The sequence below is a fragment of the Pseudomonas prosekii genome (assembly GCF_900105155.1).
GTDB lineage: Bacteria > Pseudomonadota > Gammaproteobacteria > Pseudomonadales > Pseudomonadaceae > Aquipseudomonas > Aquipseudomonas prosekii.
In genome coordinates this window covers 5,245,766-5,261,553 of record NZ_LT629762.1, presented here as the reverse complement: position 1 = coordinate 5,261,553, position 15,788 = coordinate 5,245,766, and the positions used below count along the sequence as shown (strand labels likewise).

Annotated in this window: 31 protein-coding genes; 14 read left to right on the top strand and 17 right to left on the bottom strand. The window is 57.7% G+C overall.

Going from position 1 to position 15,788, the window contains the following annotated elements:
* Positions 1–447: 447 nt before the first annotated feature.
* The 3 genes from BLU01_RS28130 to BLU01_RS23715 are packed head-to-tail and all read right to left on the bottom strand — an operon-like array spanning position 448 to position 1,305.
* Positions 448–636 (bottom strand): hypothetical protein, encoded by a 189-nt coding sequence (locus BLU01_RS28130; RefSeq protein ID WP_231987107.1) that lies wholly within the window; start codon positions 634–636, stop codon positions 448–450.
* Entirely contained in the window at positions 605–982 is a 378-nt protein-coding gene (locus BLU01_RS23720; RefSeq protein WP_092280038.1) for a hypothetical protein, read from the bottom strand. Before BLU01_RS23720 ends, BLU01_RS28130 begins: the two co-directional genes overlap by 32 nt.
* Positions 979–1,305, bottom strand: a complete 327-nt coding sequence (locus BLU01_RS23715; RefSeq protein ID WP_092281727.1) for a phage holin, lambda family — start codon at positions 1,303–1,305, stop codon at positions 979–981. Before BLU01_RS23715 ends, BLU01_RS23720 begins: the two co-directional genes overlap by 4 nt.
* Before the next feature lie 106 nt (positions 1,306–1,411).
* Here BLU01_RS23715 and BLU01_RS23710 point away from each other — a divergent pair, with 106 nt between their 5' ends.
* Positions 1,412–1,621 carry a hypothetical protein gene (locus BLU01_RS23710; protein ID WP_092280036.1) on the top strand — a complete coding sequence of 70 codons (210 nt, stop codon included), beginning with the start codon at positions 1,412–1,414 and terminating at the stop codon, positions 1,619–1,621.
* Here the strand turns inward: BLU01_RS23710 and BLU01_RS23705 are convergent.
* The 14 genes from BLU01_RS23705 to BLU01_RS23645 all read right to left on the bottom strand — a co-directional run bounded on the left by BLU01_RS23705 (position 1,606) and on the right by BLU01_RS23645 (position 9,855).
* Entirely contained in the window at positions 1,606–2,190 is a 585-nt protein-coding gene (locus BLU01_RS23705) for a hypothetical protein (RefSeq protein ID WP_092280034.1), read from the bottom strand. The two genes, BLU01_RS23710 and BLU01_RS23705, sit on opposite strands and share 16 nt — an antisense overlap.
* Before the next feature lie 212 nt (positions 2,191–2,402).
* Entirely contained in the window at positions 2,403–3,089 is a 687-nt protein-coding gene (locus tag BLU01_RS23700; protein WP_092280032.1) for a hypothetical protein, read from the bottom strand.
* The gene (locus tag BLU01_RS23695; protein ID WP_092280030.1) at positions 3,086–3,760 is read right to left on the bottom strand and encodes a recombination protein NinG; all 675 of its coding nucleotides are present in this window, start codon (positions 3,758–3,760) and stop codon (positions 3,086–3,088) included. Before BLU01_RS23695 ends, BLU01_RS23700 begins: the two co-directional genes overlap by 4 nt.
* Complete coding sequence (locus tag BLU01_RS23690; protein ID WP_092280028.1) at positions 3,757–4,026, bottom strand: hypothetical protein; 270 nt, start codon at positions 4,024–4,026, stop codon at positions 3,757–3,759. Before BLU01_RS23690 ends, BLU01_RS23695 begins: the two co-directional genes overlap by 4 nt.
* On the bottom strand, positions 4,026–4,427 hold the full coding sequence (locus BLU01_RS23685; protein ID WP_092280026.1) for a recombination protein NinB: 402 nt from the start codon (positions 4,425–4,427) through the stop codon (positions 4,026–4,028). The genes BLU01_RS23690 and BLU01_RS23685 overlap by 1 nt, the downstream gene beginning before the upstream one ends.
* A complete protein-coding gene (locus tag BLU01_RS23680) occupies positions 4,424–4,666 on the bottom strand; it encodes a hypothetical protein (RefSeq protein ID WP_092280024.1) in 243 nt (80 codons plus the stop codon). Before BLU01_RS23680 ends, BLU01_RS23685 begins: the two co-directional genes overlap by 4 nt.
* Positions 4,663–4,890: a hypothetical protein gene (locus BLU01_RS23675; protein WP_092280021.1), complete on the bottom strand. Its 228-nt coding sequence runs from the start codon at positions 4,888–4,890 to the stop codon at positions 4,663–4,665. Before BLU01_RS23675 ends, BLU01_RS23680 begins: the two co-directional genes overlap by 4 nt.
* Entirely contained in the window at positions 4,887–5,597 is a 711-nt protein-coding gene (locus BLU01_RS23670; protein WP_092280019.1) for an ead/Ea22-like family protein, read from the bottom strand. Before BLU01_RS23670 ends, BLU01_RS23675 begins: the two co-directional genes overlap by 4 nt.
* 88 nt (positions 5,598–5,685) lie before the next feature.
* Positions 5,686–6,339 carry a PDDEXK family nuclease gene (locus tag BLU01_RS23665; RefSeq protein ID WP_092280017.1) on the bottom strand — a complete coding sequence of 218 codons (654 nt, stop codon included), beginning with the start codon at positions 6,337–6,339 and terminating at the stop codon, positions 5,686–5,688.
* On the bottom strand, positions 6,339–7,679 hold the full coding sequence (gene dnaB / locus BLU01_RS23660; protein WP_092280015.1) for a replicative DNA helicase: 1,341 nt from the start codon (positions 7,677–7,679) through the stop codon (positions 6,339–6,341). The genes BLU01_RS23665 and dnaB overlap by 1 nt, the downstream gene beginning before the upstream one ends.
* Complete coding sequence (locus BLU01_RS23655) at positions 7,676–8,683, bottom strand: replication protein (RefSeq protein ID WP_092280013.1); 1,008 nt, start codon at positions 8,681–8,683, stop codon at positions 7,676–7,678. Before BLU01_RS23655 ends, dnaB begins: the two co-directional genes overlap by 4 nt.
* The gene (locus tag BLU01_RS27655; RefSeq protein WP_157720186.1) at positions 8,680–8,901 is read right to left on the bottom strand and encodes a hypothetical protein; all 222 of its coding nucleotides are present in this window, start codon (positions 8,899–8,901) and stop codon (positions 8,680–8,682) included. Before BLU01_RS27655 ends, BLU01_RS23655 begins: the two co-directional genes overlap by 4 nt.
* A 61-nt stretch (positions 8,902–8,962) precedes the next feature.
* On the bottom strand, positions 8,963–9,565 hold the full coding sequence (locus tag BLU01_RS23650; protein WP_092280011.1) for a hypothetical protein: 603 nt from the start codon (positions 9,563–9,565) through the stop codon (positions 8,963–8,965).
* Between the two features lie 50 nt (positions 9,566–9,615).
* Positions 9,616–9,855 (bottom strand): helix-turn-helix domain-containing protein, encoded by a 240-nt coding sequence (locus BLU01_RS23645; RefSeq protein ID WP_092280009.1) that lies wholly within the window; start codon positions 9,853–9,855, stop codon positions 9,616–9,618.
* A gap of 83 nt (positions 9,856–9,938) precedes the next feature.
* Here BLU01_RS23645 and BLU01_RS23640 point away from each other — a divergent pair, with 83 nt between their 5' ends.
* From BLU01_RS23640 to BLU01_RS28120, 13 genes are all read left to right on the top strand, one after another.
* A complete protein-coding gene (locus tag BLU01_RS23640; RefSeq protein WP_092280007.1) occupies positions 9,939–10,676 on the top strand; it encodes a S24 family peptidase in 738 nt (245 codons plus the stop codon).
* A gap of 17 nt (positions 10,677–10,693) precedes the next feature.
* Entirely contained in the window at positions 10,694–11,137 is a 444-nt protein-coding gene (locus BLU01_RS27650; RefSeq protein ID WP_157720185.1) for a hypothetical protein, read from the top strand.
* A 441-nt stretch (positions 11,138–11,578) separates the two neighbouring features.
* Complete coding sequence (locus BLU01_RS23635; RefSeq protein ID WP_092280005.1) at positions 11,579–11,776, top strand: hypothetical protein; 198 nt, start codon at positions 11,579–11,581, stop codon at positions 11,774–11,776.
* A 61-nt stretch (positions 11,777–11,837) separates the two neighbouring features.
* The gene (locus tag BLU01_RS23630; protein ID WP_092280003.1) at positions 11,838–12,164 is read left to right on the top strand and encodes a hypothetical protein; all 327 of its coding nucleotides are present in this window, start codon (positions 11,838–11,840) and stop codon (positions 12,162–12,164) included.
* A 131-nt stretch (positions 12,165–12,295) separates the two neighbouring features.
* Positions 12,296–12,922 carry a hypothetical protein gene (locus BLU01_RS23625; RefSeq protein ID WP_092280001.1) on the top strand — a complete coding sequence of 209 codons (627 nt, stop codon included), beginning with the start codon at positions 12,296–12,298 and terminating at the stop codon, positions 12,920–12,922.
* 72 nt (positions 12,923–12,994) lie between these two features.
* A complete protein-coding gene (locus BLU01_RS27645; protein WP_157720184.1) occupies positions 12,995–13,138 on the top strand; it encodes a hypothetical protein in 144 nt (47 codons plus the stop codon).
* A 180-nt stretch (positions 13,139–13,318) separates the two neighbouring features.
* The gene (locus BLU01_RS28215; RefSeq protein WP_092279999.1) at positions 13,319–13,855 is read left to right on the top strand and encodes a pentapeptide repeat-containing protein; all 537 of its coding nucleotides are present in this window, start codon (positions 13,319–13,321) and stop codon (positions 13,853–13,855) included.
* A gap of 46 nt (positions 13,856–13,901) precedes the next feature.
* Positions 13,902–14,219 carry a hypothetical protein gene (locus BLU01_RS23615; RefSeq protein WP_092279997.1) on the top strand — a complete coding sequence of 106 codons (318 nt, stop codon included), beginning with the start codon at positions 13,902–13,904 and terminating at the stop codon, positions 14,217–14,219.
* 21 nt (positions 14,220–14,240) lie between these two features.
* Positions 14,241–14,444, top strand: a complete 204-nt coding sequence (locus BLU01_RS23610; protein WP_092279995.1) for a DUF551 domain-containing protein — start codon at positions 14,241–14,243, stop codon at positions 14,442–14,444.
* Positions 14,445–14,463: 19 nt separating this feature from the next.
* Positions 14,464–14,886 carry a hypothetical protein gene (locus tag BLU01_RS23605; RefSeq protein ID WP_092279993.1) on the top strand — a complete coding sequence of 141 codons (423 nt, stop codon included), beginning with the start codon at positions 14,464–14,466 and terminating at the stop codon, positions 14,884–14,886.
* Positions 14,883–15,098, top strand: coding sequence for a hypothetical protein (locus BLU01_RS23600; RefSeq protein ID WP_092279991.1), 216 nt, complete (start codon positions 14,883–14,885; stop codon positions 15,096–15,098). The genes BLU01_RS23605 and BLU01_RS23600 overlap by 4 nt, the downstream gene beginning before the upstream one ends.
* Positions 15,095–15,298, top strand: coding sequence for a hypothetical protein (locus tag BLU01_RS23595; RefSeq protein ID WP_092279989.1), 204 nt, complete (start codon positions 15,095–15,097; stop codon positions 15,296–15,298). Before BLU01_RS23600 ends, BLU01_RS23595 begins: the two co-directional genes overlap by 4 nt.
* The gene (locus BLU01_RS28120) at positions 15,295–15,666 is read left to right on the top strand and encodes a hypothetical protein (RefSeq protein ID WP_231987106.1); all 372 of its coding nucleotides are present in this window, start codon (positions 15,295–15,297) and stop codon (positions 15,664–15,666) included. Before BLU01_RS23595 ends, BLU01_RS28120 begins: the two co-directional genes overlap by 4 nt.
* The last annotated feature ends 122 nt before the right edge of the window (positions 15,667–15,788 follow it).

The following is a 15,788-nucleotide window of genomic DNA, read 5'->3' as shown; positions in this document are numbered from 1 at the left end:
GGTTATGTTTTCGCAAAGATTCATTCAATGCATTCGAACGTCATTCAATGATCATTCGACGGCCTACGCATCACCCTGCACTTTGACTTGATCGCCATCCACGGTGAAAGTGACGACTAATGTCGGCGGGCGTGCGCCTTTGCTATCCATGACGGTGGATACCTGACATGGGAGTATCTGGCCGTCTTCCGTGTGGAGTGCGAACGGGCCAGGCATACCACCCTCTCGCTCTACCCGCTTAAGGATCAGCTTCATAACTCTCTCCAATGTCGCGACACAATTTGCTGATTCGCGAAACGTGTCGCGGACTACTTGCTGGGGTAGTAATGCTTGAAAAGCACGTAGACAGCAGCTGCGGAGATGATCATGGCCAGCTGTACTGCCCGGTGCAGATCATGAAGATGCCGCCTACTGCCCACCCCCACATCAGAACCAATTGGACGCCGCTCACTTGCTCTGACTGCGCTTGATCTGCGCATCCACCTGGTCGGCACATGTGTCGAGCAGCTTGATGGCCTGATCCTTCAACTCCCACACGTCACCGTTGAGGCGAAGGTCAGACTCGTCAGGGTTCACCCGCTCGCAGGGGATCAGCTCGGGCGCTTCAATTCTTACGGCTTGGGTCTTTGTTACCACTGGCGGCTTTACCGCGCAGGCCGTCAGGCAAAGGCTGAGCAGCCCAATCACGAACAGGCTTGCTGTTGCGCTTGAGATCTTCAAAGTCTTTCCTCGCCTTTTTGGCTTTGTCTTCGCTGGCCTTGATCCGCTTGCTCAGGTCTTTCAGGTAGTCAGCGTTGCGCTGGGCTTCGGCCCGGAGCGTGGTGATGGTGGCCTGGCTTTCGGTGTTGGCTTTGATGGCGTCATCCTTACTGCGCGACTCGACAGCCACCTCGCCGCGCAAGGCGATCACACGGTACTGCTGGATGCCAACGAGCAGGATGCCGACCAAGGCGATGATGAATGCTGTAGCGATCGCTTTCATGTTGGGTCCGCCTTGCGCCCGAGAAACTTGATGATCAGTTCTCGAATCGCGGTCACGCCGATGAATCCGATCGTTCCGCCGGCGGCAACGGAAAGACTGGAAGGCCAAGCCATCCATTCAATGATGCTGCTGGCCGATAGGCTCAATGAGCCGCAGATCATCGCCTCAAGGACGACGCGCCACTTGTTGGCCTCTTTGCCCTCGTACAGCACGCGCAGCAGCGAGACAGTGAAGGCCATGATTGCGCCCTGCCAGAGCGGTGTGGAGAGGACAAGCCAGACCTGCGCCCAGAAGTCAGGATTTTTCTCAGGCATCTTGGACATCCGAAAGTCCTCCCTTTGGGGGAGCATGAATAAAAAACCCGCTCAGTAGCGGTTAATGGCTCCGTGCTATCGTTCAGTCTCCACAACAACGAAACAAGGAGGGAATATGACCGATGTAGGAACAGAAGGCCTAGCGACCCAATGGGCTGTGATCGCACTGATAAACGCGCTAAACAAATCTGACGGTGCACATATCGTGTCAGCGGCCAAGGAGGAGGTGCTATCTCAACTTGGACTGCTTGGAGACCGGCCTGGCATTAACGCCGACGAACTAAGAAAGTCGCTAGAAAACATCTTCGCTCAAGCTGGAAAGTGACCCCGAGCCGAGGTGGCAAACTGAAGTGATGCTCCAGCGGGCGCGGCAGCGTCATTTTGGTCGCGACCCGCTGGATTCAGTCCGCCCATCAACAGAGCCTGACCTCTGAACAGATCAACATGCGCTAGGCTGGTCAGCTTGCTGTCAGCGAATGAGTGTCCAGTCAGCAGCTTATCCAGCTCTTCCAGCGACTCTTTGAGCTGCAACGCCTTCTTCAGCACCGACTCGTCGTACTCGGCACGCACCTGAAGTACCAGCTTCCTGACCTCCTCGTAAGCCATGCCAACACCCACTGGGCCAGCCTCACGAACAAGCAGGAAGGTGTCGGTGTATACCGCACCAAAGACTTTGCCGTCAGCGTGATAGAAGTCGCTGACGCCGCCAAAGCAGAAGCAGGCTGCGCTTACGCTTTCATGCTGCTTGGTACTCAACAATTGACCAGTAACACCGAGAAACACCACAGGCAGCGCCTTGGCCAGGCCTCGCAGCGCTCGGATTAGGCGCTGAGCATCACCTACTACTACGGCATCAATTACTGGCTGAGCGTCATTCTTCGCTTGATCGGTCATCACTGTGCTCCAGATGCAAGAAAGACCCACCGATATGGCGAGCCTCGAAATAGATTCAGCTCCAGCAGCACTCCCAGCTCAGAGCGATGGGTGTGGTGGAGCCGGAAACGAAAAAACCCGGCGCGAGGGCCGGGTTCAGGGTTTCGTGTGCGTTTCGCGTTACTTGTGCACTATGGGAAAAGTACCTGAAAAACCCCAACATGGCAATATGTTTATGCCGCGCAATCCTCTTTTTCTGCGTGAATGATCTGCCATACCGGCTGCTGAACGCGGATATCCACTTCCTCTATGGCCGCACGCAGGAAATTCCACGCTTCTTTCCAGTCACGATCCCATACCTTGGGCTCAAGGTGCATACCGTAGAGCTTGTGCATGCCTTCCGCGATACGAGCCGGACCCCATTGCGCACCGCCGTGAGCCTCTACCTTGTAGGACTGCAATGCCATCGTCACAAGACAATGCACTTTCGCCTCCTTGGCCTCGGTTAGCGCCGAAAAGTCCACGCAGCTCCAAACCAGCTTTTCTGCGTTGAGCACGTGAGCCAGGGTCATGCATGGGTGGTACAGGTAGTGTCCGAACTGTTGCTCTTGGAACGGGAGCGTGTCGATTGCGCGCAGTACTTTACCGATGGTGGCAAGGTGAGCGGCACGAGCTGTAGACCTCCCAACTGCTGCGCGCCGCGTCTCGCTGATACTGATCCGCTGCCCTGGTACCGAGAAGCTTGCGGCCTCTTCACCCTTTTCACTACCCAGCGCAGGGAACTTGGCGTCGCGCTTGCCGATGCGCCCGCCAGTCTTCACTGGTGCGGACTCTGCTTGGTCGATGGCCACAGCGCTGATCGACGCGTTCGATTCGTGCTGAGCCTCGGTCCAAACCTGCCTTGCGTTGATCAGTTTCATGCTGCGAGCTCCTTTTTCAGTTCTCTGGTCTTTGCGCGGTATTCGGCAGTGATGGCTTTCAGTTCGTCGACGGTGTGCTTGCGCGGCTCATGGTCGGATTCAAGCGCCTCAACTGCCTCGAGGCCGATGCGGGCGATCAGCCCGGTGCGGAACCCCTGCGAAACCGTCTCGCCCTTGCGCGCGAACCGCGAAGATCCTGCGTTGCAGCTTTTGCACTGAAGCCAGATATTGGTCGGCACCAGCCTCAGCTCTGGACGAGCGCCCTTCCCCATGAAATGCCCGGCATCGAACGCGCCGCCGGTCTTCCAGCCTTGGGCGTGCAGGATTGACTCCTGCGACTCGCCACAACTGATGCAGCCGCTGCCAATACTCAGCTCGTACGTGCGGCGGTAGTCGCGCACAGCTTTCTCTGCATCCTTGAGGTGGTCTGCGCGACTTTTAAGGGCCTCTTTGCGCACCTCGATGTCTCGGCGGTCGATGTCAGACAAGGCCTTGCGAGTGGTTTCCCGGCCCTTCTCCGACTGCCCGTGGGCAATGGCGCACTCGATCTCACCGCACACAGCCTGGGAGGTGCGTGCAGGCGTGAACATCACCCGGCAGATCGGGCAGCGCTTGCGACGCTGGCCGCTGGAGGTGAGTGGGGTTTTGCGCTGTAGTGGGGTGCGCTTCATGCGGGCACCGCCTGGGATTTCTGTTCGGCTGGGGCGAAGTCGCCGCGCAGGGGCATCAGGCTCGTTTCCGCGAATGGCAGGCGATCCCCTATTTCGACATGGGCACACCACCACCCCTTGCGCATGGCGGGAATTGGATGGCGCGCGCAGTTAAGGTTGTCGCCCGGGTTTATTACCTTGTAGAGCTCAACAACACTCCCTGCTGGGAGGATGCTCAAGCTGATCAGCGTAAGCGCCAGATCCCCCGGCTTGAAATTATGGCTCATCAGTAGCGCCCTCCCCACTTGTCCTGCTCGGTCCACTTCACGCCGTGCTCGGCGCCGAACGCCCCCATCAGCTCGAACAAATCGCTGAACCACTTCTGGGATTGCTTGCGCGTCGATACGCCCAGCACGACATAGCCGCCATCAATCCCCGGCACGACGTCTTGCTTCTGGAGTGCGGAGCTGAAGACGTGCTTCCAGTCTTCGTCGGAGAGCTTCTTGCCGTACCACTCGACCTGGCTGGATACGTCCTTGAGCATTGCCCACATCTTGCGGTTGCAGACGTCCGGGCGCTTCTCGTCCTTGATCACCACCATCTTCGGCTTGGTGAAGTCGGATGCGTGGAGGAAGCTCATCAGCCGGTTGACGTCGCGCTGGTCGCGGATTGCGAACTCGGTGCTCATGACTGGCCACCCGCATTGATCGGCGCCATCAGCGTAATTCCCGGGATCATGTTTGCGCGACGGATCAGGACATTGACGCGCTCGTGCGGCACACCAGTCGCATCAGAAACACCATTGCGGTGACCGTGCATGTAGGCTGCGTTCAGGCGCTGGGGCGGCAGCCCATCTTTGCCGCGCATGTAGCCTTGGACCATTTCCCAGTCGGCATCGGTGTAGCTTTCTGGTTTGGCGTATGTCATGACCGCCCCCCTGTCTTCTTGCTGACCTTCCCTTCAGCCTCAAGCTGGCGCATGGTCGCGCGCAGTGTCTTCAGGTCGTAGATGCGGATCAGCGCGCGGAGGCTCTTGTTGGCGATCGCGGCAAGCGCGCCCCCGACAACAAAGAGCATCGACGCGATTACCAGCAATCCGCCTACGATCATTGAGCCGTAACCGAGCCACAAAGCGATTGTGTTGAGAGTCATGACCGTTCTCCCTTGCCCATGGCGGTGTCGATTTCAGCATCAACGTCGGTCAGCGAGTTTTCCTTGGGGAACCAATCCTGAATCAGCCAGATGAAGGTTTGTTTGACTCGGATCCACCGATACCGCTCCGCATCTTTGCGCAGCGCCTCAACCTCACCCCTCAACACCGCGTTCTGCGCCTCATACGCCTCGTAGCCGGTCTTGAGGCCTGCGATTTCGGCCTTGAGATCGTCGCGCTCTGTTTCCACGCTCAATAGGTCGTTGGTTAATTGCTCGTTGATATCGCGCTCGGCATCAATCTCGACGGCAGACTGAGAGCGATCAACCCCGCGCATTTTTTCGAGCTCTCGACTGTAGTAGCCGGACAGTTTGTCCTTGCAGAGCGCGTAGTTGCGCAGAGCAAAGAACTGTCGCTTCAAAACCGCGTATTCCGTTGCCGGCACAGCGTTCAAGGATGCGGGCTGCTCGGCCACAGCCTTGTATTCCTCGCTCTCGGCGATCAGGGCCAGTACTGCGGCAGGGTTGGCGGCGGCGATGAACTTGGCGTTTTCTATCTGCTGGATTCCGTCAACGTCACCGCCTTCGCACAATTCCATCAGGTGCTTGGTGTATCCATCGACGTAGAAAAACAGGCAGTCCTGCTCGTAATCCCATTTTCCGGGCGTTGCAGCCTCGGCCAATGCCTTCAATTTTGAGTAATCGCTCATGCCGTCACCGCCATTGTGATCAGGACGCAGAACACGCCAATGCCAAAGCCTGCACAGGTGCAAGCGGCTCCAATTTGGAATTTGGTAGTCATGCTGCACCCCGTTGAGAAGTCCGAAATATTTGGCGATCGAGAAATGACTTCAGTGCCGTCTCGCAAATGGTTGGCTCGGGCATGAGGGTTAAGCGCTGGGCGTTTGCCTCGGCATGCGTTTCGCGGAGCACGCGCTCCATGTCTGAGCGGTCCGCGCGAACCAGGAACATTTCCTCCATGATTTCGCCGATTGGACGCACGTAATCCATGTCGTCCTTCTGCACTGAGAGCGACATGCGTGCCGCTGCTTCGGGGCTGACGTAATCACGCACCAGGCACTGGAGATCGATGGGGGAGATGTTGTGGTGCCAGCCGTTTGCGCCACGCATAAGGAGCCCGCAATTGAACAGCCCGCCACGGTCGGACTCAGGCAGCCCGATAAGAAACATGACCTCTTTGCCGGTCCGCGCCATGACTGCATCAGCCTTCTGGACTTCCTCGGGCGTTGGCTCCTTACCTTTCACTTCAAGGTAAATTCCCACGTTCGGCAACCAGAAGTCCGGGAGGTAGTAACCCTCGTCGACGCGGACAAGGTCCGGCTCGTATAGGTAGAAGATTCCGGACGCTTCCAAGAGGCGGGCCCACATAAGCTCGGTGTAGGAGCGAAGTCGGTAGCCGTTGTGGTGATAGATCGCTCTGCGCTCTCTCATCAGAAATTCACCTTCACGACGTTGTCTTGGCGGGCGTGGTTGGCCAGCGGAAGGAAGCGGGACTTGGCGCCCTGGAAGGCGGTCGGAACCATGCCAATTTCGCCATCCCGGTTTTTCCGGATCAGAATTTCGCCGATGCCTTTGTCCTGAGTGTTCGGGTGATAGACCTCGTCCCGGTACACGAACATGACGATGTCGGCGTCCTGCTCGATTGCGCCAGACTCACGCAGATCGCTGAGCACCGGGCGCTTGTCCGGGCGACCTTCACAGCCACGATTGAGCTGAGACAGGATGATCACCGGGCAGTCCAGTTCGCGAGCCAGCAGCTTGATCTGGCGGGACATGGCGGTGACGTCCTCGGTACGACCCTTGCCCTCGCCCTCGACAAGCCCGAGGTAATCAATCACCACAAGGCCGAGGCCGCCCATACGGTGCGACTGGCGCCGCGCAATTGAGCGGATGCGAGGCATGGTCATGACTGGCACGTCGGATACCGCTATCGGCGCATCACGGAGCCTGAGCACGGCAGCGTTCAGCTCGGTCACATAGTCGTTGCTGCATTCGCCGGTTTTCAGCGATGGGAGTGGGATGCCTCCGACAGCGGCGAGCAGGCGATCCATGAGCTGGGTCTTGCTCATTTCCAGGCTGATCACCAGAACCGGTTTTTTCTGGTTGATGGCCACGTCTGCTGCGATGTTCATTGCCAGGGTTGTCTTGCCCATTGCAGGACGCCCGGCAACTACGATCATCTGCCCGGACTTTAGCCCTTGAGTGAATCCATCCAGATCTGGAAGACCGGTCCCCAGTCCGTCGATGGTCACGCCCGCCGCAAATTTGTCGAGTCGATCCTGCAGAACCTCGACGTGCTCCGCGAGAATGTCACCGACCATCTGGCACTCACCGTCGCTGCCGCTGCTGTCCAGACCAAGCACGATTGATTGAGCTAGGGAAATCTTGTGCTCCACGCTCGCTTCTTCGTGCGCCACCTCGTTGATTCTTGCGGCGGCCGCTGACATCAGACGGCAAACGGCGCGCTCACGAATGATCTTCGCGTAGACCATCGCGTTCGCGACACTGGCCGTGTTTGATTGGATTTCGGCTGCATACGCCATGACACGTACACCACTCGCGAGCTCCGCGCGACGGTCGTTCAAGGTTACGATGTCGACTGGCTGGCCGTCGGCATGCATCTCCAGAATCAGGCGGTACAGCTCGGCGTTGTCATCCCACGAAAAGGCGTCAGCGGATAGCTGGTCGCTGAGCACATCGATCAGGTGAGGCTGGCAGAGCATGGCGCCAATCACGCCGTGCTCGGCTTCAAGGCTTCGAAGTTCCATCATTGGGATGCCTCCGATACTTCGCGAAAGACTGCGCGACTAACGAGGGCCTCAAGACGGGGCGCAACGTTAGCGCCGCGGAAGAACACCTGATTCCGGTTGTTTGCTTTCTGGAAGAACGGGAGCCAGAAGCCCTGCCCGCTCTGGTGAGCCGGCGACTCGTTCCAGCGCTCGGCGATCATGCTGCGCAAAACCTTGTCGCTCGCCACGGTGACGGCCGGCAGATTCGGGCAGACCTTGTGGTACAGGTCGATGATCTTGTCCACCGGGACACCGGCCTCGGACGCGCCGCTTGGGTTCTTCTTGAATTCACGGCCCAGCCAGTTGACCAGGAAGCGGCGCCAGTCCTTCTTCGGCTTGCTCCCGCTTGCCCATGCGGCGGCACGCTTGATCTCGGCCTCCACGTCAGTCGGTGAGTACGCTTCTGCCCACTTGGTGATCAGGGTGGCGTCGACTTCGAAATCTTCGCCATCGAACGAAACCAGCGCTGCCGGTTTTTCGATTTTGATTTCAGGCTGAGTGGGTTCAGCCCCCTGGGGGGCAGTAATCTGTTTCGTAGAAACAGTTACTAGGGGTTCTTTCTTTGTATAAAGAAGGGAGTCGTCGGATTTGGTCTGTCTCGCAATGCTGACGACACGGCCCGAATGATCCGAGTCGGACGATATGGTCTGATTCGGACATTCATTTTTTGTGTCGTAGAAGACCCATTCAGAAGGGTCGCTGATACCGATATCGCCACGGGCCCCGCCAACGCGGTAGAGAATCCGACGCTTGAGCAGATGGCTGATGGCCTTGGAAGCGACGTCAGGGTGAATGTTGGTCGCCTTGGATATCTCGGTAGCCTGGATGCGAGCTTCGGGCACATGGAAGCCTATGGTGGCTCTGGCTACGTACAGTGCAACCTTCAGCTCTCGGCCAGGCAGATCGACAACCATCAAGGCTTCGATGAGCTTGTTTTCCATCCGGGTGAAACCCCCGGTGATTTTGAGAGGAATGACATTGTTCATGGGCGAGCGCCTTTCGACGACGCCAGGAATGCCCGGAGCTGATCAAGGCATTCGCGCACGAGCTGGTTTTTGGATGGCTTGGAATACTGGAAGCGAATCTGATTCGCTGCGTGCATTGCTGCGGAAAGGTGAAAATCAATCCGCGACACGTTTTCAGATTCAGCAAATCGTGTCGCGACATTGGCTGGGGTATTGACGAGAGAAGATTGTGTATTCATTATTGCCTCGTTGATGTAGCAATGAACCGGGCCGTGAACCCGGTTTTTTTGTGCCTGTGATTTAGTGAATCTTCGAAGCGACAAGCGCTGCCCGATCAGCCATCGCTACTGCATGCGCAGCAAGAGAGCGGCAGAACGATTCGAAGGATTCGGCGTAAACATGGTCTTTCTGGTCAAACACGCCATCGGCGAAGACTCTCCCGCCAAGGCCGGCGACATGCCCGAAGCTCGTCGAGATGCCGGCGAAGACCTGCAACGCGTCGTCAACACCTGAGCCGATCTGTTTAACGGCCAGCAGGCCGTAACGACTCGACAACTCAACCAGGGCGCGGTCACGCCATGGCTGGTCCAGAGCTGCTACCCACGACTCTTCAACCCACGAAGGGATCTCGATGCGGTCGCCACTGTCATCAAGCCAGCGCTCCACGCGCTTGCTCCAAGCCTTGTAGGCCCGACCATAAGCCTGCATGTCCGCGGTTTTGATCATGTCTTGCAGATCAGGAAAGCCCTTTTCTTTGCAGCGTTCCGGAGCGCGGTCAAAAAGCTGGCGATTGAGCTGCTCGGCAAAACCGTCCTGGCTCATGCTCGTTCTCGCGATCATGTCGCGCGCGATGGCGACCAAGACCGCGTCGCGTGTTTCGTGTCGCAAGTTCGACGTTTCCATGGGGACTGCTCTCTTTTAATCTGGCTTCAATGGAGCGGCGGACGGAGATGTCAGGCAGCGGTTTTCTTTGGGTGCGCCTCGGCAAGCAGCCAGGCAGGTTCGAACGGCTTGCCATTGGCGGCCGCCAGTTCTGCAATTTTCTTGGCGTACTGGGTCTCGCCGGTGTACTCGGTGCGTGGCAATGCATCAGCAACAAGCCATTTGTAGATAGCTCGCGGGGTCTTCCCGCAGGCCAGTGCCACGGACGGAACACCACCAGCATCATCAATCGATTTCTTGAGCGGCCGCATAAGGCCTCCGAGTCAAATATGAACTTACGGTACATCTTATGTCGGAACTGAAAGTACATGCAAGTGCGTGAGAACATGAACCCATGGTTCAAATAGAAGAAATCCGCAATTCGTTCGTGGCGCGCTTGAAGCAGTCCCTGTCAGAGGCTGGGATTCCTGAGTGGGGCGCTGGCGTGCGCCTCGCAAAAATGGCGAAGGTGACCCCGAAGGCGTGTAGTAAGTGGCTCAACGGCGAATCCATGCCTGGGGGCGCCAAGATGCTTGCGTTGGCTACCGCTTTGAACGTTAGGGTCGAATGGTTGGAATACGGCCGAGGCGATATGCGTGAGTCAGCAGGTGCCGCGCCCGATCAGGGCCGCACTCCTCCGCGTAGCTTCGATCTCGAGGACGAGCCAGGCTACACCGGCGTTATGCAACTTACCGCTCGCGGATCCACGGGGGATGGCGAAGACAATCCCCACGTCGAGATTCGCGGCGTCATGGCGTTCAAGTCCGCATGGCTGCGTGCAAACAACCTAAGCCAGCGGCATCTTGATGTTATCTATGCCGACGGCCACAGCATGGAACCGACCATTAACGATGGTGACGTGCTGCTGATTGATGAGGCGAAAATCGAACCGAAGGACGGGCACGTTTTTGCGATGCAGAGCGCATCTAAGGGGACGATCGTGAAACGCTTGGTGAAGTCTGACTTCGATGGCTGGATCATCCGCAGCGACAACCCGGACAAGACTCGCTACGGCGATGAGACGCTGCGTGATGGGGAGATAAACGAGGTTCGAATCATTGGGCGTGTGGTTTGGCGCGGCGGCATGCTTTGAAACACTGAGGTTTTGTCATGGAATACAAAGCGAGTACGCAGGATTGGCCTTCTGATGATGTTGTAACTCATTTTCAATTCTGCGCCACTATGCAGCTGCGTACGCCTTTCAGGATTCTTGAAAGGCATGGTGAAACCTATTGGGATAGGACCAAGCGACCACCAATTATAACCAGGGAGGCATGGCAGGGCATATGGGTCCCTGGCACTGCTTTTTCTGATCGCATGGCAACAACCTCAATGATGGCTTCTGAAATAGGACCTATCCCCACAAATGGATCTGATTTCCACAGGTTTCTGCTCGTGATACGCCATATTGCTGAGACAACCGCGGGAGTTGAAAAGCGATATACAGCTATCTGCGCCGAATGTGAGCGCGATCCGTGGACGGAAATTGTAAATCGGTTGAAGGGTTCGACAAGCATTGCTGACCAATTTACTGGTCGAGTGCGCAAGACCTGACTGACATTCTGCGTAAATGAGCCCGCCACTGAGCGGGCTTTTTTACGCCCCCGATAAAAATATGTACTTTTGGTACTTGACCAATATGAACCGTTGGTACATATTCAACTCCATCGAGCCACTCCGCCGTGACTTGCCAGGGCCTCAAGGCCTGAACCGCTCTTTAGCTCCACCGCATCACCTTGCCGGATCACCACCGGCCCAGATTCAAAGGCAGCGATGAACCGGCCTCAACGGTTCAGAGGGTTGGCAACTGACCCGGGTGTGCAGCGTAAAGCACCGAAAGCAGTTATCCAGCGGGAGAACAAGCCGAAAGGCCCGCGGCTGGAGTGACATTTGATTCAAGCCGGTGACTGACGCCAGTAGCGGGTCACGGCGGAAAGCATCACTGAAGCCCGTTCAATGAGCGGGCTTTGGGATGACAACTAAGGAGCATCAGTGATGATCATCATCAAAGACGAGTTTATCGGCGGCGCACAGGTAAGCATGGAGATGGATAAGGACGCGGGTGAGCTGTTCGTTTTTCACTGCCCTCCCGGCCAGGGCTGCAAAGTCTACAAGTGGCCGCTGGACAGCTACCACATGCCAATTGCGATGGCGCACTACGAACAATGTTGCGAACTGGAAAAAGCGGCCTGACGGCCTATTCACTGATGCACCTGGTGACGGGTGCATTGGGAAAACAACCGAGGCAATGACCATGCTCAACATCAACGAAGCCGAACTGAAAAAGTCCATCGTGGCGAATGTCGCCGACCAGCTGCTGCGAGAGGATGAAGACCTCTCCGAGATGGTCGCGAAAGAGGTGAAAAAACGCATCGACAAAATCTTCGACGAGCGCGTGACGTCGCAGATTCAGAAAGCGATCGACGAAACAATCAATGGCTCGTTTGAGCGTGAATATCGCCGGGTGAATCAGTGGGGCGATCAGGAAGGCCCTGCCACCACTCTGCGCAAAGAGCTGGAAAGGACGCTTTTCAAAATCAAAAGCCTTCAAGACCAAGGCAAGGTTGAGAAGCCGTATTGACCAACCAGCGCCACGTCCGCCTGACGAAAACTGCCCTTATGCAGCGATGGTTGAGAGCGTGGGTGGTCACGCTGAAAGCTGCCTTGAACCCACCCGATCCTCTCTGAGAGAGCGCACAGCCTGGAGGACTCATGAAAAAACAGCGCCTTGTTTATGGAGTTGGCCTGAACGATGTCCCGATGTCGGCGGGCCGTGCGGAAGGCAATAAATTCAAGCATGACCCGATTTACGCTCGCTGGTCCGACATGCTTATGCGGTGCTACTCGGCGCGGTACCAGGCCAAGTATCCGACCTATGCCGGATGCACAGTTGTCGAAGAATGGAAGAGCTTCGCCGCATTCAAAGGCTGGATGGTCACTCAGCGCTGGCAGGGGATGCACCTCGACAAAGACTTTCTGGTGCCCGGCAACCGGATATACGGACCGAATACGTGTGCATTCATCCCGCAGTGGCTGAACCTTTTCTTCGGCACCAACCAAGCAACACGGGGTGAGTGGCCGATAGGCGTTGCATGGGTCAACTGCAAGTGCGACAGAAAGTTTGCCGCATCCCTGAATGTCGATGGCTTGCGTGTGACCCTGGGCAGGTTCCACACCCCAGAAGAAGCGAATCAGGCCTATCGAGAAGCTAAGCACCGAGAGCTGCTAAAGCGCATTGAGCAATACAAGGCTTGTGACTCTCCTGATCCGCGCGTTATCAGCGCCTTGAGTGATCGAGCAAGAGAGCTGCTTGCCAACGAATTGGTCGGCTTCCAGTAGCGACCATAGATGCGGACGAAACTGCGGCCTATAACCGCCCACCTGCATCACCCAACCCAACCGGAGATCACCATGCTCCTACTGTTCCTGATCGGCGCAGCGCTCAGCCATGCGCGGCCAGAACCGCCTCCTGAAAGCGGCCTGCCAACCGGTCCATTGCGCTTGCATCGTGAGCGCTGGCGTTCTCGACCGGGGCTATCGGCGTTCTGGCGCTGATGGCCCCGCCCCAATCCTCGACTCAGAGAAACAACTGCATCTGTGAAAGCCCGGGCAAAGCTCGGGCTTTTTTACGCGCCTCTACCCGTCAGCACTCCTCCCCCGCGCCCATCGACAAACAGCGGGAGGAAGGAGTGTTGACGAGTGCAGGCGAAACAAAAAACCGGAAAGGATAAGCCCATGAAAACGTACACCTCTGAGCAACTTGCCGAAATCCTCGGAAAACACCGTTCCTGGCTGCGGGGTGAAGAAGGTGGCGAACGCGCCAACCTGAGCGGCGCCGACCTGAGCGGCACCTACCTGCGCGGCGCCAACCTGAGCGGCGCCGACCTGCGCGGCACCTACCTGCGCGGCGCCGACCTGAGCGGCACCTACCTGCGCGGCGCCAACCTGAGCGGCGCCGACCTGAGCGGCACCTACCTGAGCGACGCCAACCTGAGCGGCGCCGACCTGAGCGATCTGTCCAGCATCTGGGGGGCATCAGGTAACTGCTGTGAAGTGAAAGCCATTCAGTGCGACCACTGGCCAGTCACGTACACCGCCGAGCGCATGCAGATCGGCTGCCAATTCCACACGCTGACTGAGTGGTGGGCATTCACCGAAGACGAAATCGGCCGCATGGACGGCAAGGCCCTGGGCTGGTGGAAGGTCTGGAAACCGATTCTGAAAAACATCATTGAGTTGTCGCCAGCCGTCCCTTGTGGCGCAGCGCCATAGCCTGAAATCGCCGCCTAACCTGGCGAACCAACGAATGGAGAGAGTCATGAGCGATTCATTCCAAAGCAAAAACATCGTCAAGGCGCGAAGCCCTCACAGCTGCGAATGCTGTCGCCGGACCATCAACCCCTGCGAGCACTACATCAACATTGCCGGGAAGTGGGATGGCGATTTTTACGCAGTCAAGACCTGCATGGGCTGCGACAGCCTAATGGACTTGATCTGGCAATTCGACGCGGATCACGGCGGATGGCTTTCCGATGACGGCCTTCCGTTCCACGAAGTAATCGAAATTGGTGAAGAGTTCGGCCTGATTTGTAGGATTCCAGATCGGCCAGCTTGTATCGCCGCCCGTTTCGCCTAACCCCAAACACTGGAGGTCGCCATGAGCGATTGGATCAAGGTCAGCGATTCGCTGCCAGAGTCGCCAGCAGATGTTCAGGTCTACTGCGCAGATACGAAAGAGCAGTTCGTTGCATTCCATGACAAGGCGCGCAAGCAGTTCACCTACGCCATGGACCACGAAGGCAACAGCATCGGCTGCCTTCCAACGCACTGGAAGCCGCTCGGCCCAAACCCGGAACAGTAAATCCACACTGGAGGCGACCATGAACGCAGCACTGATTGCTCAGTTGAACTACGAAAACCGTCAGCCGCCTCCAGTGAGCGAAAGCCCTCGGGAAGATGCTCGGGCCGAATGGCTGTACAACGCCGCCGAGGACTTGCTCCGAGGCTGTGGCGTGTCCTTCCAGCGCCGCATGCACAAGCCGCAGGGCGTCACCGCTGAGCAGTTCGCTCTGGCGGTCGATGAGCACGTGAACGCTCGGCTGGCTGGCTGCGAGATACACACTTCAGCGCTGGGCTGGTTGGTCATCACCGCCGGGCGCGGCCAAGTGGACAAGGTGGCCGCCGCCGAACTGCTGGGCGACAGCGATCACCCGCTGGGCAAGCTTGGCGAGATTGCCGAGGTGCTGCTGAAGCCGCTGGCCAATGACGCACTGATCGCCAAAGCCGAGGACGACGAATTATGAGCGTCCAGCAAGCAGTAGCCGGCATCGAGTATGAGATAGCGAAAATCTCTCGCTCTCACACGCCGGTGGCCGACCGAACGTTTGTGATGGGGATGATCGAGCTGGCGGAAGTCGCCGACCTGATCAACCGCGCCACTGCAAACCGTTACCGCGATGCGCTCGACGTGAAGTTCTGCGAGCGCAACGACTTCCTGAAGAGGGCTGCCGCATGACCACCACACCGGTTAAATCGCTGATCGACGAGCAGATTGACGAGCTGCCCTCAGATCGCATGATCCTCGCGTTCACCCACACCAAGTGGCTGGGCGCCCTGTCGCTGGCTCATGACGCTGGCATCCCGAATGTTCACGCTTGGAGCGGCCGGGCTTGCCTGTGCGGTGAGTGGACTGTCGCTTATGAGGTGAAGGCTTGAGCTTTTACGAGGACAACGTTGAGGACGGCAGCCACTGCATGAGCTGCTTCGAGCTCATCGGTGAGGATGTTGGGCATCCGCGTTGCTGCCGAAATTGCGGCGGCGAAGGAAGCGAGCCGAACCCCGAGGGCCACAAAAAGCGCATGAAGGCAGAAGCCATGCAGCGCTTTGATGGTTGGCTGGCCCGTACCGGCATTGCCCACAAGAAGCACAACAACGGTTATCACGTCGTGCTGACGCTTCCAGATGGGCGAATGATCGACTGCTGGCCCAGCACAAAGAAATGGCAGCTCCGTGGCCAGCGCATGAGCCGTAACGGCAAGGCGCTGCATGAGTTGGTGCTACAGCAGTTGAGGCCGTGGCCATGACCTCCTACCAGCGCGCCAAACGCCTCTACCTCTGGCGAGGCTCGGACATCGTTCTTTTCGGCACCACCTTCGTGATGGTGCTCAGCGCACTCGCTGACCGCGTTACCCAATAACCCAGACCT